Here is a 15768-nt window from a genome sequence, read left to right on the forward strand (position 1 = left end):
GGAGAGGGAACCGGCGTGATAGGTCGGCGTGCCGCGCTGCGCGGTGTCGCGGGAGGGGCGGCTGCGGTCGCCGTCGGCGGAGTGCTGGCGGGCTGCGGAAACGGGAGCGGGAAGGAACAGCCCGCCGGCGCCGAGCCGTCCGTCGCCCCGCGCAGGGGCGGGAAGCTGCGGGCGGCGTTCATCGGGGGAAGCGCGGAGTCCACCGACCCCACGCTCGCCGCCGGGGTCGGTATCGACTACGTGCGCGCCCGGGTCGTCTGGGACAGCCTCGGTGAGCTGGACGGCGGCAAGCCCGTCTGGCGGCTGGCGGAGACCGTCGAACCCAACTCCGACGCGACGAAGTGGACCGTACGGGTCAGGAAGGGCGTCACCTTCAGCGACGGACGCCAACTCACCGCCCACGACGTGCTGTTCAGTCTGCGCACGCTCGTCGAGAAGCGGAGCCCGCAGGGCGGCTTCGCCACTCACCTCGACCTCAAGAACGCGCGCGCCCGCGACGCGCGGACCGTCGAACTGCCCCTCACCATGGCCGACGGGTTCTTCGATCTCGCCCTCGCTCATTCGATGTTCGTGTTCCCGGACGGCACCAAGAACCTCGCCAAGGCCGTGGGCAGCGGGCCGTACGTGCTCAAGCAGTGGCAGGCCGGGCGCAGCAGCGTGCTGGTCCCGCGCAAGGACTACTGGGACGCGGCGGGCGGCGGCCCGTACCTGGACGAGCTCGAGCTGATCTCCGTCACCGACGCGGCCGCCCGGCTCAGCGGCCTGAAGTCGGGCCAGTTCGAGTACGCCGGCGGGCTCGCCCTCACCGCCGTACGCACCGAACGCGGCAACAGCGCCCTGCGCATCGAGACGCCGCCCAAGGACCTGTGGGTCGACCTCAACCTCCCCATGAACCTGGGGCTGAAGCCCTTCACGGACGCACGCGTCGTCCGCGCCGTGAAGCTCGCGCTCGACCGCGAGTCCCTGGTGCGCACCGTGACCCTCGGTCAGGGCGAGGTCGGTAACGACCTGGTGGGCGCGCACCAGCCGTACTACGACAGTGACATCGCGCAGACCGAGTACGACCCCGAGCAGGCCAAGAAGCTTCTCGCCCAGGCCGGCCAGGAAGGGCTCTCCGTACGGATCCGCACCTCCGACTACGACTACGGCACCGAGGAGAGCGCCACCGCGATGGTGCCGATGCTGGCGAAGGCCGGGATCAAGGCGACGCTCGACAAGGTGCCCGCCGCTGACTACTACAGCGACTTCAAGACCATCCTCAGCACGCCCGTCCAGACCGCCGCCTACCACCCCAATCCGCTGCCGCTGGCGATCCGCACGTACTACGGCTCGACGGCCTCCTTCCCGCTCACCGGAACCAAGGGCGCGGCAGAACTCGACCCGCTGATCGCCGCCATGAACCGCGCCACGCGGGAGGCGGATCGCCGGGCGCGCGTGACGGACCTCCTGCGGCATCTCCATGAGCATGGCGGGGACGCGTTGTTCGCGCGGGTGCCCACGGTGTCCGGCTCGGCCGCGAAGGCGCACGGGGTGAAGTCGCGCGGCTACGCGGACTTTCCCAGTCTGCGGGACGCGTTCGTCGAATGAGCTCGTCGCAGTCGCGAGTCCGGCGCCCGCGGTCTCGCTTGTGGCCGGCGCGGAGCGCAGGCGCGCTGCTCGTGCTGTTCGCCGTGTCCGTGCTGGTGTTCGCCGCCACCGAGGCCGCCCCCGGCGACGCGGCCACTGCCCGGCTGGGCCCGCAGGCCCCCGCGGACGCCGTCGCGGCGCTGCGGGACCGGCTGGGGCTGGACCGGCCCGCGCCGCTGCGGTACCTCGACTGGTTCGGGCACGCCGTGCGGGGTGACTTCGGTGCCAGTTACGCGAGCGGGCGGCCGGTCGGCGAGGTGATCGCCGACCGGTTCGGTAACTCCCTGGTGCTGGGGCTCGCCGCCACGGCCGTGCTGGTGCCGCTCGCCGTGGGACTGGGGCTGTGGGCGGGGCTGCGGGCCGGGCGGCGTGGTGACCGGCTCGTCTCCGGCACGGCTCTCGGGCTGGCCGCCGTACCGGAGTTCGTCACGGGCGCTCTGCTGATGGCGGTGTTCGCGGCCGGTCTCGGCTGGCTGCCCGCCGTGTCCCTGCTCGGTGCCGGGCAGGGTCCGCTCGACGAACCGTCCGTGCTGGTCCTGCCCGTGATCACCCTCGTCTCGGTGTGTCTCGCCCAGAACCTTCGGCTGGTGCGGGCGGGCGTGGCCGAGGCCGCGCGCTCCCCGGCGGTGGAGGCCGCGCGACTGAACGGGGTGCCCGAGAGCCGGGTCGCCCTGCGCTACGTCCTGCCCGCCGGGCTCGGCCCCGCCGTCCCGATGCTCGCCCGTTCCGTCGCCTACCTGCTGGGCGGGGCGCTCGTCGCGGAGTCCCTGTTCGGCTACCCGGGCATCGCCGCGCTCCTGGTGGACGCCACGGCGGCCCGGGACGTCCCGGTGGTGCAGGCGGTGGCCCTGCTCGGCGCGGCCGTCGCGGTGGCCGCCAACCTCTTCGCCGACCTGGCCGTACCGCTCCTCGATCCCGTGCAGAGGCGCCCGCGATGACCCTGATCTCCGAACGTCCGCCGACCCTGGCGGCCCCCGAGGCCGACGGGCCGGCACGGCGGCGATGGCGTGGACGAGCCGCGCTGGCCGTCCTGCTGCTCGTCGCCGCCGTCGCCCTGCTCGGACCACTGTTCGCGCCGTACCCCGTGACCGAGCCCCTGGACATCCCGTACGCGCCCGGCAGCCGCCAAGCCCCCCTCGGAACCGACCGGTTGGGCTCCGACGTGCTCAGCCGGGTGCTGTCCGGCGGCCGCTCCCTGCTGCTGAACGGGCTCCTGGTCACGGCCGCGGTCTGCGCCCTGGGCGCGGTCGCCGGGATGACCGCCGCCTACCGCAAGGGATGGACCGACACCCTGATCCTGCGCCTGGCCGACGTCCTGCTCGGGCTGCCCGCCTTCCTGCTGCTGAGCGTGGTGGTCGTGGCCACCGGGCGCGGCACGGCGGGCGTCGCACTCGCGGCCGGGCTCGTCCTGCTGCCGGAGAGCATCCGCGTGGTCCGGGCCGCGACCCTGCGCATCCTCTCCCAGGACTATGTGGAGGTCGCCGTCGCCCGCGGCGAGCGCACGGCGAACGTGCTGGGGCGCGAGGTGCTGCCCAACCTCGCTCCGGTGCTCGCGGCCGACGCAGGGGTGCGTTTCCTGGGCGCGGTGACGGTCGTCGCCACCGCTGCCTTCCTCGGATACGGTGCCCAACCGCCCGCCGCCGACTGGGGGTTGATGGTCCTCGAGAACCGCGACGGCCTCACCCTTCAGCCCCTCGCGGTCCTCGCGCCCGCGGTCCTGCTCCTCGTCCTCCTGCTCGCCACGAACCTGCTGCTCGACGTCGCGTTCCCCGGACCGGAGGCGAGGGTCGTCGGCCGTCGGCGCAAGGTCGCGCAGGGTGTTTCTGAGGTGTCGGGGGCTCTGCTGTCCGTGCGCGGGTTGCGTGTCGAGCGCGGCGAAGGACACACGGTGCTGGACGCTGTGGACCTCGACCTCGCGCCCGGTGAACTCCTCGCCGTCGTGGGGGAGTCGGGCAGCGGCAAGACCACGCTCGTCCTCGCGGCACTGGGGCATGTCGCGCCGGGGCTGCGGCACACGGGCGGCGCCGTACGGCTCGACGGTCATGACCCCATGACGCTGGACGAGCGTCGGCTACGGCGGCTGCGCGCATCCGTGTGCGGGTACGTCGCCCAGGATCCGCGCACCGCGCTCGCCCCGCATCTGCGGGTCGGCACCCAGATCAGCGAGGTGATGCGGGCTCGCCAAGTACCAAGGGAGCAGTGGCCGGAGCGGATCGAGCGGGCGCTGCGGCTCGCGGGGCTCGACCGGCCGCAGGAGGTCGCCCACCGCCTGCCGCATCAGCTGTCGGGAGGCCAGCGTCAGCGGGCCGCGCTGGCGGTGACCCTCGCCGCCGAACCCCGGCTGCTGGTCCTCGACGAACCGACCAGCGCCCTCGACACCGTCACCGCCGCCGCGTTCCTCGCCGACCTGACCCGGCTGCGGCGCGAGACGGACACGGCGGTCCTGCTCGTCTCGCACGACCTCGCGTCGGTCGCCTCCGTGGCCGGCCGGGTGGCCGTCATGGACGGCGGGCGGATCGTCGAACTCGGGCCCGCAGAAGCCGTGTTGACCGATCCGGTGAGTGAACGCGGGAGAGCGCTGGTCGCGGCCGCCCGCCCCGGAGCCCTCGCGTCGGCCGGCCCGGATGAACCCGAGGGCGAGGGCGCCCTGTTGCGCGCGTCCGAGATCGCACTCGCCCGGGAAAAGCCGGTGCTCGAGGGGGTGTCCCTCGCCCTCGGCCCAGGAGACTGCCTGTCCGTGGTCGGCCCCTCCGGCTGCGGCAAGACGACCCTGCTGCGCTGTCTCGCCGGACTCGACACCCCCACGCGAGGCGAGATACGCCTGCATGGCGAGGAGCTGGCCCGCGACGTGCGCGACCGTGAACCCGGGCAGCGCCGCCGAGTGCAGCTCGTCCCCCAGGACCCGTACGCCTCGCTCAACCCGCGCCACACCGTGGCCGCGATCGTCGGCCGCCCGCTCGTGTTCCGCCCTGACATACCGGCGGCGCGGCAACCGGCGGAAGTGGACCGGCTGCTCGCGCAGGTGGGCCTGGATCCGCAGCTGGGCGGACGGCTCCCCGGAGCCCTGTCGGGCGGGCAGCGGCAGCGGGTGGCCCTGGCGCGAGCGCTGGCCGCGGGCCCGGAGGTGCTGCTCTGCGACGAAGTGACCAGCGCCCTGGATCCGTCGGTGGCGGCCGCGGTCACCGAGCTGATCGCAGGTTTGCGGGCGGAGTTGGGGATCGCCGTCGTCATGGTCACGCACGACCTGTCGGTCGCCGCCCGCCTCGGCGGCCGGGTGGCGGTCCTGCACGACGGCCGGATCCGTGAGACGGGGCCGGCGGCCCGGGTGCTGAGCCGGCCCGAGCACGACGTGACCCGCGCCCTGGTGGCGGCGCTGCCGCACCGGACGCGGCCCGCCGGAGAGGACGTGACACGGTGACCTTAAGGTGGCGGTATGCCGAGCTCGACGACCGACAGCGACGGAACGCGCCCCGGGACCGGCAAGCGCCGCGCCCCGCTGAACCGGGCGACCGTCGTGGCCGCCGGGCGGCGGGTGGCCCGCGACGAGGGGCTGTCGGCGGTCACGCTGCGCCGTGTCGCGGCGGAACTCGGCGTGACGGCCATGGCGTTGTACCGGCACGTGGGCGACAAGCGCGAGCTGCTGGTCGCGATGCTGGACGACGTGGCCGAGCAACTGGTGCTCCCGGACAGCGACGGGGCGCCCTCGGACCGGCTGGTCCTGGCCTTCCGTGTGCTGCACGACCACTTGACGGCCGAGCCGTGGGTGGCCGAAGTCCTGAAGGCCGGCGAGCTGTTCGGGCCGCGCGCCTCCCGGTTCGTCGAGCATGTGCTGGCGCTCCTGGAGGAGGCCGGGCTCACCGAGGAGGAGGCGGCCGACGCCTACTGGGCGCTGTGGTGGTACACCTTCGGGCACCTGTCGTACCTGCCCGCGCTGCGGCCAGAGGGCCGCCCCGCCCGGCATGAGCTGATGACCCGAGTCCGTATGACCGACCATCCCCGGCTGGCCCGGATGCTGGCCCGCCCGCCGCGCCAGGCGGAGGCGGAGGACGCGTTCGTGCCCGGCCTGAGGGCCCTTCTACGGGGCTTGCTGCCCGACTGAGGCTCGAGGGGCACGTACTTCGCACGCGGTGCCTCGTCGGTCTCCGTCCGCCCACATGTATACGCCGTATACCCATGTCTACAAGGGGTTTGCCCATGACCCAGGACGTACGCCAGGAGCCGGCCGCCGAGACCGGCCCGGCGGCCGGCAGCGGCTGGCTGCTCGCCATGACGTCACTGGCCGCCGTGCTGATGACGCTGGACATCACCGTCGTCAACGTCGCCTTGCCCGAAGTCGCCGCCGATCTCGACGCCGGACTGACCGGCCTCCAGTGGGTGGTGAACGCCTACACGCTGGCCTTCGCCGCCCTCCTGCTGCCCGCGGGCGCGTTGTCCGATCGCATAGGCCGCCGCAGCATGTTCCTGACCGGTGTCGCGGTCTTCACCGCCGCGTCGGCGGGCTGCGGTGCCGCACCCGGCGTCGGGACGCTGATCGCCTGCCGCGCCGTGCAGGGCCTGGGCGGGGCGATGGTGATGTCGACCGCGCTCGCCCTCATCGCCGGGGCCTACGAGAGTCGGCGCCGCCAGTCGGCCATCGGGATGTTCTCCGCGGCGGGCGGCGTCGCGGCCGCCCTCGGCCCGCTGGTGGGCGGCGCCGTGGTGGAGGGCCTCGACTGGCGGTGGATCTTCTACCTCAACCTGCCGGTCGGCGTCCTCATCCTCGTCGGCACCGTGCTGCGCGTGCCGGGCGACCGCACCGGCCAACTGCCCCGCCCCGAAGGCCGGTTCGACCTCGGCGGGCTGCTCCTCGCCGCCGGGGCGCTGCTCGGCCTCAACTACGGCCTGGTGACCGGCCCCGAGGACGGCTGGACCTCGGCCTCCGCCCTGCTGCCCCTCGTCGCCGGGGCGCTGCTCGTCGCCGCGTTCACGGCGTGGGAGGTGAAGCGCCGAGACGCGGCGATGTTCGACGTACGGCTGCTGCGGGTGCCGTCGTTCACCGGCGCGATCGTGCTCAGCTTCGTCTGCCGGGTCGTCAGCTTCGGTGTGCTGCCGTACCTGATCCTGTGGCTGTCGGGGATGCTCGGGTACAGCCCGCTGGGCACCGGGCTGCGTCTGCTGGCGATGACGGCCTTCATCATGCTGGTCGCTCCCTTCAGCGGGCTGTTCCTGAAGCTGATGCCGACGCGTGGTGTCATGGCGCTCGGCACGGGGATCACCGCGGTCGGGCTGCTCACCATGGCGCGGGTCGGGCCCGACGACTCCTGGCTGGTGATGCTGCCCGGACTGGTGCTGCTCGGCATCGGCGGGGCGATCGCCTTTCCGCCACTGATGGGCATCGCCGTCGGAGTCGTACCGCCGGAGCGGGCGGGTATGGCGTCCGGGATGACCAACACGTTCTTCCCGCTCGGCACGGCGGCCGGAGTGGCCGCCTTCGGCGCCGTGTTCAGCACCCGCATCGACAACGACCTCGACGACGCGCGGCTCGCCGCGCTCAACGTCCCGGAAGGCATGCGGCAACAGGTGAGGGACGCCGTGGCCGCCGGGCAGTTCGGACAGCTCGAACGCGCCCTGCCGACCGCCGCCCGTGAACCGGTCCTCGACGCGGCCCGTTCCGCGCTCACCGGCGGCCTGGCGACGATCTGCCTCGCGGCGGCCGTGGTCAGCCTGCTCGCCGCCCTCGCCTCGTGGACGCTCATCCGCGACCGGGACCAGCTGACCGCGAAGGAGCCGGCCGATGCCCCTGCCTGACACCACCGCCGTCCACGACCTCTACGGTCCGGCCGCCGAGTTCTACGACCTGCTCGCCGCTCCCGCCTGGGCGCGGCTCGGCCCGCTGCTGCACCGTGCCCTGGACGGCGTCGACCCGGCGGACGGACCCCTGCTCGACATCGGCGCGGGCACCGGTCTGTCCACCGAGGCCGCCGCCGACGCCGTTCCCGGCGCGCAGGTGCTGGCGGTGGAGCCGTCCGCCGGGATGCGCATCGCGCTGTCCACCCGGCTCGCCTGCCGCTCCGCGCTCGCCGAGCGGGTCACCGTCACCGCGGGCACGGTCCACGACGCGCGGCTGCCGGGCCGCCTGTGCGCGGCCGTCGCCCTGGGCGTCGTAGGACATCTCGGGTCCGCTGAACGCGCCGCGCTGTGGCGGCTGTTGAGCGAGCGGCTGGCGCCCGGAGCGCCCGCCGTCGTCGACGTCCTCGACCGCACCGCACCCCCGACCCGGGCCCCGCTGCGGCTGGCGACGCGTCGCGTGGGCGACCTGACCTACGAGTCGTGGAGTGAGGGCGCCGACGACGGCTGGACCCTCACCTACCGCGTGCGCGACGGGGAGACGGTCGTCCGTGAACACGCCGTACCGCTGCCCTGGTCGGGGATCGGCATCGACGTCCTCGCCGAGGAAGCCGGCGCCGCCGGACTCCTCTGCACGCCGCTCGCCCCCGACTTCGCCGTATTCCGTCCCGTCACCACCCGAGAGGAACACTCATGACCGGCGCGGCCCTCGCGGACACGCGAGAGGGCACCCCCGACACCGCCCCTCTGCCACCGGAGGACCCCGGCAAGCCGCCAGGCCTCGGTGACCTGCTCGCCCCTGTACGCGGGCGCCTGATCGCCGCGGTCGTCGCGCAGGCGGCCGCCGCGGTCTGCTCGATGATCCCGTTCATCGCGGTCGCCGAACTGGCCCGTGCCCTGCTGGCGTCCGGCGGCCCGGACGAGAGCCGCGCCTGGGCCGCGGCCTGGACCGCCGTGGCGGCCCTGGTGGCCCGGCTCGTGCTGTACGCCACCGCCGGCGTCCTCACCCACCACGCTGACGCCGACTTCCAACTCGGGCTGCGCCGCCGCATAGCCCGGCACCTCGGGCGGTTGCCGCTCGGCTGGTTCACCGAGAACAGCTCGGGCGAGGTGAAGAAGGCGGCGGGCGACAACATCTCCACGCTGCACCACCTGGTCGCGCACACCGCGCTGGAGGTCACCGCCGCGGTCGTCGCGCCGCTGACCGCTCTGGTCTATCTGCTGACCGTGGACTGGCGGCTCACCCTCGTCGCCCTGCTCCCGCTCCTGCTCGGCGCCTACTTCTTCAAGCAGGCCATGTCCGGCGGCGAGGAGGTCACGGCCCGCTTCTTCGGCGCGATGGGCGGCGTGAACGCGGCCGTCGTCGAGCTCGTCCACGGCATCACGGTGATCAAGGCATACGGCCGTACCTCGCGCGCCCATCGCGCCTACGACGACGCGGCCGACAGCTTCTCCGTCTTCTTCCGTGACTGGATCATGAGTACGACGCGGGCGAGCACGTCAGCCGGCCTCGCCCTGTCCGGCCCGGCCGCCCTGCTCGTCGCCACCGCCGCGGGCACCCTGTTCGTCACCCAGGGCTGGACCGACGCCGTCGACCTCGTGCCGTTCGTCCTGCTGGGACCGGCGCTGACCGGGTCCGTGATGGGACTCGCCCAGTCCGGGCACGCCGTCCAGGGCGGCCTGCAGAGCGCCCGCGAGATCCACGCGCTGCTGGCAGCCCCCGCCCTGCCCGAGGCGCCCGAGCCTGCGGCGCCGGGAGCGGACGGCCGCGTCGAGCTGACCGGCGTCGGCTTCAGCTACGACGGTGCCACGGACGTCCTGAGCGGCATCGACCTGACCCTGCGGCCGGGCACCGTCACCGCCCTGGTCGGCGCCTCCGGCTCGGGCAAGTCCACCCTCGCCCGGCTGGTGCCCCGCTTCTGGGACACGACCGCAGGCACGGTGCGGATCGGCGGCACGGACGTCCGGGACATCGACCCGAACGACCTGTACCACCAGGTGTCCTTCGTCTTCCAGGAACCCCATCTGCTGCGCACGACCGTCCACGACAACATCCGGCTCGGCCGTCCGAATGCCGACGACGTGGCCGTGGAGCAGGCCGCGCGCGCCGCGCACATCCATGAGCGGATCACCGTGCTGCCGCGCGGCTACGACTCGGTGGTCGGCGAGGACGCGTTGCTCTCCGGCGGTGAGTCCCAACGCCTGTCCGTGGCAAGGGCGTTGCTCGCCGACGCGCCCGTCCTCGTCCTCGACGAGGCGACCTCCTTCGCCGACCCCGAGTCCGAGGCGGCCGTCCAGCAGGCCCTGTCCGCGCTGGCCGCGGGGCGCACGCTGCTGGTCATCGCCCACCGGCTCGCGACCGTACGGGACGCCGACCACATCGTCGTCCTGGACGGCGGACACATCGCCGAACAGGGCACTCACGCCGAACTGCTGGCCCTGGACGGCCGCTACGCCCGCATGTGGGCCCTCCAGCAGAAGGGAGCCGCGCGATGACCGCGCTGCTGACACGCGTACTGGGACGGGAGCAGACCGAGGGGCTGCGCCGCGTCCTGCTCTGGGCGGCCGGCGCCGCCGCCCTCCAGGGAGTGGCGTACGCCCTGCTGGTGCCGCTGCTGACCCGGCTCCTCGGGGACGACCCGGAGGCCGCCTGGCCGTGGGTCGCCGCCCTCGCTGCCGCGACGGTCGCCTACGGGGCCGCCGCGTTCGGCGCGACCGTGCGGGGCAATCGCTTCAGCGCCGAGCTCGGGCGCACCCTGCACCACCGCATCGGTGACCATGTCGTCGCGCTGCCGCTCGGCTGGTTCGGCGGCGAACGCACCGGCCCGCTGGGCCAGTTGGCGGGACAGGGTGTCGTCCAGGTGATGAACGCCGCCGCCAACCTGCTGCGGCCGCTGTGCAACGCCTTCGTCACGCCCGCCGTCGTCGTCCTGGCCACGTTCGTCTTCGACTGGCGGCTCGCGCTGGCCATGGTGGTGGCGGCGCCGGTCGCGGCCGCCGCGTACCGCTGGTCCGGGCGGCTGATGTCCCGCGTCGACCGGCAGTCCCATGCCGCCGCGGCCGAGACCGCGGACCGGCTGGTGGAGTTCGCCCGGCACCAGCCCGCGCTGCGGGCCTTCGGCCGGACCGCCGAGGACCATGAACTCCTCGACGCCGCCCTGCGCGACCAGCAGGCCAGGGCCCGCGCCGCCGTACGCATCGGCGTGCCCGGCATCGCGGGCTTCGCGCTCGCCGTGCAGCTCTGCTTCACCTGCGTCCTGCTGCTCGGCACGGTCCTGGCGGTGGACGGATCGGTCGGCGCCGGTGAACTGATCGCGGTGCTCGTGCTGGCCGTGCGCTTCGTCGAACCCATGGGCGCCGCAGCCGAGTTGGGCGGCTCCCTGCGGATGGCCCGCGGCACCCTGGAGCGCCTGGACGAGACGCTGGCCGCCGATCCGCTGCCGCAGCCGGAGACCGCGGCGCCGCTCCCGGAGGCGTACGGCATCGAACTCGACGGTGTCTCCTTCGACTACGGCGACGGGCGCACCGTACTCGACGGGCTCGACCTGCGTGTCCCCGCCGGGCACACCGTGGCGCTGGTCGGCCCCTCCGGCTCGGGCAAGACGACGGTGACGCGGCTCATGGCCCGCTTCTGGGACGTGACGGCGGGCACGGTCCGCGTGGGCGGCACGGATGTCCGCGATCTGACGACAGACCAGCTGATGGCGCGGCTCGCCATGGTCTTCCAGGACGTGTACCTCTTCGCAGGCACGATCGAGGAGAACATCCGCGCCGGACGCGAGGACGCCACGGACGAAGAAGTGCGCTTGGCCGGGCGGCTCGCCCGCGTCGACGAGATCGCCGAGCGGCTCCCGGACGGCTGGGCCGCCCGTGTCGGCGAGGGCGGCGCGGCCCTGTCCGGCGGCGAGCGGCAGCGCATCTCCCTCGCCCGTGCCCTGCTCAAGCAGGCCCCGATCGTGCTGCTCGACGAGGCGACCTCGGCGCTCGACGCCGAGAACGAGGCCGCAGTTCAGCAGGCCCTGACCGCGCTCACCGCGGACCGGACCGTGCTGGTCGTCGCCCACCGCCTCGACACCATCCGGGGTGCCGACCTGATCGCGTTCCTGGAGGGCGGGCGGATCGTCGAGCAGGGAACCCATGAGGAGCTGATGGCGCTCGGCGGACGCTATGCGGCGTTCTGGGCCGAGCGGGAGCAGGCGAGCGGGTGGCGTCTGGCGGCGCGTCCGTAAATGTGTGGAAGGGCGGCACGGTGGATCACCGTGCCGCCCTTCCACTTTGCGTGTCACCCGGCGAGCGCGCAGGTCACCAGGTGGATGCCGGTTCCGGTGACCTGGCGGCCGGTGACCCGCAGCCCCGCCCGCGTCACCAGGTCGTCCAGCTGCCCGGGCGTACGTTCACGGCCGCTGAACAGCACCAGCAGCCGTAGATCCATGGCCGCGGCCACGTCGGCGCGGCGTCCGTCCGTGACCAGGTTCTCCACGACGAGGATCCTGCCGTCCTCGCCGGCCGCTTCGGCGCACCGGCGCAGGATCCGCTCGGCCTCTTCGTCGCTCCAGTCGTGCAGGACCCAGGTGAGCAGATACAGATCCGCTCCCGCGGGCAGCGGGTCGAAGAAGCTGCCCGGATGCACCGAGGCACGCTCCGCCAGCCCGGCCGACGCCAGCGCACGCCCGGCCTCCTCGGCCGCCTCCGGCAGGTCGAGCAGCGTGCCGCGCAGCCCGGGGCGCGCGGTGAGCAGCCGCGTGAGCAGCGATCCGGAACCGCCGCCGACGTCCACCACGTGTCCGCGCTCGGGCCAGGCGTACGCCGCGACGACCTCCGGTGCCGCGAACCTGGTGTGCGCGGCCATCAAGTCGGCGTAGGAGCGGGCGAGTTCGGGGTCGTCCAGGGTGTCCTGCCACAGGGACCGGCCGTGCACGAGGGGGTAGGCGGGCTCCCCGGTGCGCACGGTGTCCAGCAGGCGCCCGAACGCCTGGTCCATGCGCCCGCCCATGCCGTCCAGGTCGTACCAGGCGCGCAACCCGAACGCCCCGCTCTCCTTGAGGAGTTCGGCCGCAGGTGTCAGGGCGTACGTGTCCTCGACCGGCTCGGCGAAGACGCCTCGGCCGGTGAGCACGCGCAGCATGCGGCGCAGCGCGTCCGGGTCGGCGCCCGCGGCCCGGGCGAGGTCGGGCAGCGCCGTGTGACCGGCGGTGATGTGGTCGGCCAGGCGCAGGGTCGCCGCGACCCTGATCGCCCACGGGGTGACGAGGTCGGCGAGCGCGGCCAGGTCGACGCGCGAGGGGGCGGCTTCCGGAAGGGTGGTCATGTCGCTCCAGCTTCAGGGGAGTACGGGGTGCACGGCAGGGGCGGACGCGCCGCAGACATCGAGGACGGCCGCGACGACCCGCTCCACCTGCGCGACCAGGTAGAAGTGACCGCCCGGCAGCACCCGGCTGCCGAAGGCGCCCGAGGTGGCGCTGCGCCACGCCGCCACGTCCGCCTCCGTGGCCTCCTCGTCGCGGTCCCCGGTGAGGGCGGTGAGGGAGCAGTGCAGCCGGGCGGTGGTGTCCGGGCGGTAGGTCTCGATGAGGCGGTAGTCGGCGCGTACGGCGGGCAGCAGCACGGCCCGTACCTCGGGGTCGTCGAGCAGAGCGGCGTGGGTGCCGTCGAGGCGGCGCAGTTCGGCGGCGAGGCCGTCGTCGTCCCGCAGGTGCACCGTGCCGGGGCGCTGGTGGTGTGGTCCGGGACGCCCGGAGACGACGACATGCCGCGGGCCCGCGCCCGAGCGCTCCAGCCGCAGGGCGGTCTCCCAGGCGACCGAGGCGCCCATGCTGTGCCCGAACAGGACGTGCTCCCGGTCCGGCCGGTCGGCGCGCAGCGCCTCGGCGACGGCACCGGCGAGCGCGTCCATGGTCTCGGCGGCGGGTTCCGTGAGCCGGTCCTGCCGGCCCGGGTACTGCACAGCCACGAGCTCCACATGCGGCGGCAGCAGCCGGGCCCAGGCGGTGTAGAAGGCGGCGCTGCCGCCCGCGTGCGGACAGCACACCACCGACACGCGCGCTGCCGGGCGGGGCAGCGGGCGGCGCAGCCAGGAGGAAGCAAAGCTGGTCACAGGAGTCACTCCAGGTGGACGGGAAGCGCGGCGGGGCCGCGGCTCATGAAGTCGCCGGCACGGCGGAAACGGAAGTCGGGGGCGAGCCGCATCTTCGGGTACCGCCTGGTCAACACCTCGGCAGCCACACGCAGTTGGAGTCGGGTGAGGGAGGCGCCGAGGCAGGCGTGCGGGCCCTTGCCGAACGCCAGATGGGCGCGCACGCCCGGCCGGTCGGGCCGGAACGCGTCGGCGTCCGCACCCCAGCGGGCCGGGTCGCGGTTGGCGGAGGCGACGACGGCGATCACCCGCTCCCCGGCCCGTACGGGTGTGTCGGCCACGGTGGTGTCGCGGGTGGCGGTACGCATCTGCCACAGCGCCGGCGGGTCGAGGCGCAGCGACTCCTCGATCGCCTCCGGCAGTCCCTCGGCCCGCCAGTGGTCCTCGCGCAGCAGCCGCAGCACGAGATTCCCCAGCGCATGGCGGAGGTTGGGCACCCCGGCCACGATCAGGAAGTGCAGGAAGGTCACCGCCTCGGTGCGGTCCAGCTGCTCCAGGACACCGTTCAGGGCCGGGCCGTCGGCGGTCCGCAGCGCCCAGCGTTCGAAGGCGGGCCACTCGGGGTGCGCCCGTTGGCCGAGCAGGTCGGTGAAGGTGCCGGCCCACCGTTCGTAGGCCACCGCATCGGCCTCGTCCACCCCGCAGAAGGCGGCCAGCACGGCGCGCGGCAGTGGCACGGTGAACGCGGCGACCAGATCGGTGTCCGTGCCCTGCTCGAAGCGGCCCGCCAGCGTCTCGGCCCGTTCGCGTACGACGGGTTCCAGCTCCGCCACGACGGTGCGGGCGAAGGCGGGGGAGAGGAGCCGCCGCAGCCGTGTGTGCGCGGGCGGGTCGAGCTGGGAGAGGGCCAACTCCCGGTCCGCTTCAGGTGTGTCCGGTACGGAGGTGTTGTTGCGGCGGCTCGACCAGAGAGCCGGGTCCGCCAGCACCGCGCGCACATCCGCGTCGCGGACCACCACGTGCCAGCCGGGCAGCGGGGTCGAGACGGGCCGTTCGCGGCGCAGCGCGGCCAGCCGGGGATACGGGTCGTCCGTGTGCCTCAGGTCGAGTGGGTTGAAAGCAGCGGAGGGGCTGGAAGCAGCCGCCGAGGTGGTCACAGGCCCTCCCGCTCACGCACCGCCGCGACCAGGTCGGGCGCGGTGACCGGCTCCGGCGCGGGGCGGCGTACGAGGTCCGGATAGCCGAGCCGGGCCGTGAGGTCCTGCCAGATCTGGCTGAGGGTGAGGTGGTACTGGCCCGCGCGCATCGGGTCCTCACCCGCCCCGGCCGAGTCCGCCATCGCCCGCAGCGCCCGCCGTACGCCGTCCGGCCACGCCTCGGCGTACACCTCCCGGTGCGTGGGCGCTTCGGCCGGGCCGACCGGCTGGACGCTCGGCAGGTGCACCAGACGGTGGGCCTCGGCGTCGAAGTCCAGCTCGCCGTCGTCCCCGCGCGGGGCGGGCAGGGCTGGGCTCCACAGGACCGGGCCGTGCGTTCCGGCCAGGATCAGCGTGCCGCCGGTGAAGCCGAGGGTGGCCCGGTGCAGGAGGTGTGTGTGGTTGTCGGGGTCCTCAGGGTCGAGCTGGTTCAGGACGCGCAGGGTGAGGGGGACTCCGCCGAGACGTCCCTCCAGGGTCGTGAACGGCCCTCCGCCGGCCATGGGTTCGCCGAGTTGCCAGGGACGCAGTCCGCCGAGCGCCTGGCCGAGGATGTCGATCAGGTCGTACGACACGTGCACGGCGCACGCGCCCTCCGCGTACAGCAGCTCCTGCCGCTCGGCCAGATGACGGGCCGCGGCGAGGAAGCGGCGCACCGGAGCCAGGTGCGGATAGAAGGTGTTCAGCCGGTACTGGACGCCCTGGCGGCGCGCTGTGCGCAGGCAGGCTGCCAGTTCCACCTGGTGGATCGGATGCTCGTGCAGCACATGCACCCCGTGCTCCATCAGCCGCTGCGCCAGCGCCGCGCCGCCCCCGCCACCGACCCCGTTGGGCACCACCACGCAGGCAAGGTCGGCGTGTCGGGGCACCTCGTCGGGGTCGGTGAGCAGGGGGACCCCATAGCGTTCCGCGCAGGCCTTGGAGCGGGCGCTGCCCCGGCCGAGAACGCCGGTCAGCCGGAAAGGGAAGTCAGGCCCCGGTTCCCGGAAGGCACTGAGGTACACGCGGCCGAAACCGGTGCCGCAGACGACGACTCGGGTCACGGGA

The 15768-nt window shown here is 73.9% G+C and carries 12 protein-coding genes; 8 read left to right on the forward strand and 4 right to left on the reverse strand.

Annotated elements, in window-relative coordinates; genetic code table 11:
- Nucleotides 1-15: 15 nt before the first annotated feature.
- From ADL12_RS07500 to ADL12_RS07535, 8 genes are all read left to right on the forward strand, one after another.
- A complete protein-coding gene (locus ADL12_RS07500; protein WP_159053100.1) occupies nt 16-1587 on the forward strand; it encodes an ABC transporter substrate-binding protein in 1572 nt (523 codons plus the stop codon).
- Nucleotides 1584-2564, forward strand: a complete 981-nt coding sequence (locus tag ADL12_RS07505) for an ABC transporter permease (RefSeq protein ID WP_062699850.1) — start codon at nt 1584-1586, stop codon at nt 2562-2564. Before ADL12_RS07500 ends, ADL12_RS07505 begins: the two co-directional genes overlap by 4 nt.
- A complete protein-coding gene (locus ADL12_RS07510) occupies nt 2561-5044 on the forward strand; it encodes an ABC transporter ATP-binding protein/permease (protein ID WP_079051902.1) in 2484 nt (827 codons plus the stop codon). The genes ADL12_RS07505 and ADL12_RS07510 overlap by 4 nt, the downstream gene beginning before the upstream one ends.
- A 15-nt stretch (nt 5045-5059) precedes the next feature.
- Nucleotides 5060-5725, forward strand: coding sequence for a TetR/AcrR family transcriptional regulator (locus ADL12_RS07515; RefSeq protein ID WP_062699852.1), 666 nt, complete (start codon nt 5060-5062; stop codon nt 5723-5725).
- Nucleotides 5726-5820: 95 nt separating this feature from the next.
- Nucleotides 5821-7413, forward strand: coding sequence for an MFS transporter (locus tag ADL12_RS07520; RefSeq protein ID WP_062699854.1), 1593 nt, complete (start codon nt 5821-5823; stop codon nt 7411-7413).
- Nucleotides 7400-8149, forward strand: a complete 750-nt coding sequence (locus ADL12_RS07525) for a class I SAM-dependent methyltransferase (RefSeq protein ID WP_062699856.1) — start codon at nt 7400-7402, stop codon at nt 8147-8149. Before ADL12_RS07520 ends, ADL12_RS07525 begins: the two co-directional genes overlap by 14 nt.
- The gene (locus tag ADL12_RS07530) at nt 8146-9948 is read left to right on the forward strand and encodes an ABC transporter ATP-binding protein (protein ID WP_062699858.1); all 1803 of its coding nucleotides are present in this window, start codon (nt 8146-8148) and stop codon (nt 9946-9948) included. Before ADL12_RS07525 ends, ADL12_RS07530 begins: the two co-directional genes overlap by 4 nt.
- The gene (locus ADL12_RS07535; RefSeq protein WP_062699860.1) at nt 9945-11681 is read left to right on the forward strand and encodes an ABC transporter ATP-binding protein; all 1737 of its coding nucleotides are present in this window, start codon (nt 9945-9947) and stop codon (nt 11679-11681) included. The genes ADL12_RS07530 and ADL12_RS07535 overlap by 4 nt, the downstream gene beginning before the upstream one ends.
- A 53-nt stretch (nt 11682-11734) precedes the next feature.
- On the opposite strand, the gene ADL12_RS07540 is transcribed toward ADL12_RS07535, so the two are convergent.
- From ADL12_RS07540 to ADL12_RS07555, 4 genes are read right to left on the reverse strand one after another with little or no spacing between them, the layout of a single operon-like run.
- A complete protein-coding gene (locus tag ADL12_RS07540; protein ID WP_062699862.1) occupies nt 11735-12760 on the reverse strand; it encodes a methyltransferase in 1026 nt (341 codons plus the stop codon).
- 12 nt (nt 12761-12772) lie between these two features.
- The gene (locus tag ADL12_RS07545) at nt 12773-13546 is read right to left on the reverse strand and encodes a thioesterase II family protein (RefSeq protein WP_062699864.1); all 774 of its coding nucleotides are present in this window, start codon (nt 13544-13546) and stop codon (nt 12773-12775) included.
- Nucleotides 13547-13551: 5 nt separating this feature from the next.
- On the reverse strand, nt 13552-14682 hold the full coding sequence (locus ADL12_RS55470) for a cytochrome P450 (RefSeq protein WP_062699866.1): 1131 nt from the start codon (nt 14680-14682) through the stop codon (nt 13552-13554).
- Nucleotides 14679-15764: a Gfo/Idh/MocA family oxidoreductase gene (locus ADL12_RS07555; RefSeq protein ID WP_208614492.1), complete on the reverse strand. Its 1086-nt coding sequence runs from the start codon at nt 15762-15764 to the stop codon at nt 14679-14681. The genes ADL12_RS55470 and ADL12_RS07555 overlap by 4 nt, the downstream gene beginning before the upstream one ends.
- Nucleotides 15765-15768: the final 4 nt, after the last annotated feature.

The sequence above is a fragment of the Streptomyces regalis genome (assembly GCF_001509475.1).
GTDB lineage: Bacteria > Actinomycetota > Actinomycetes > Streptomycetales > Streptomycetaceae > Streptomyces > Streptomyces regalis.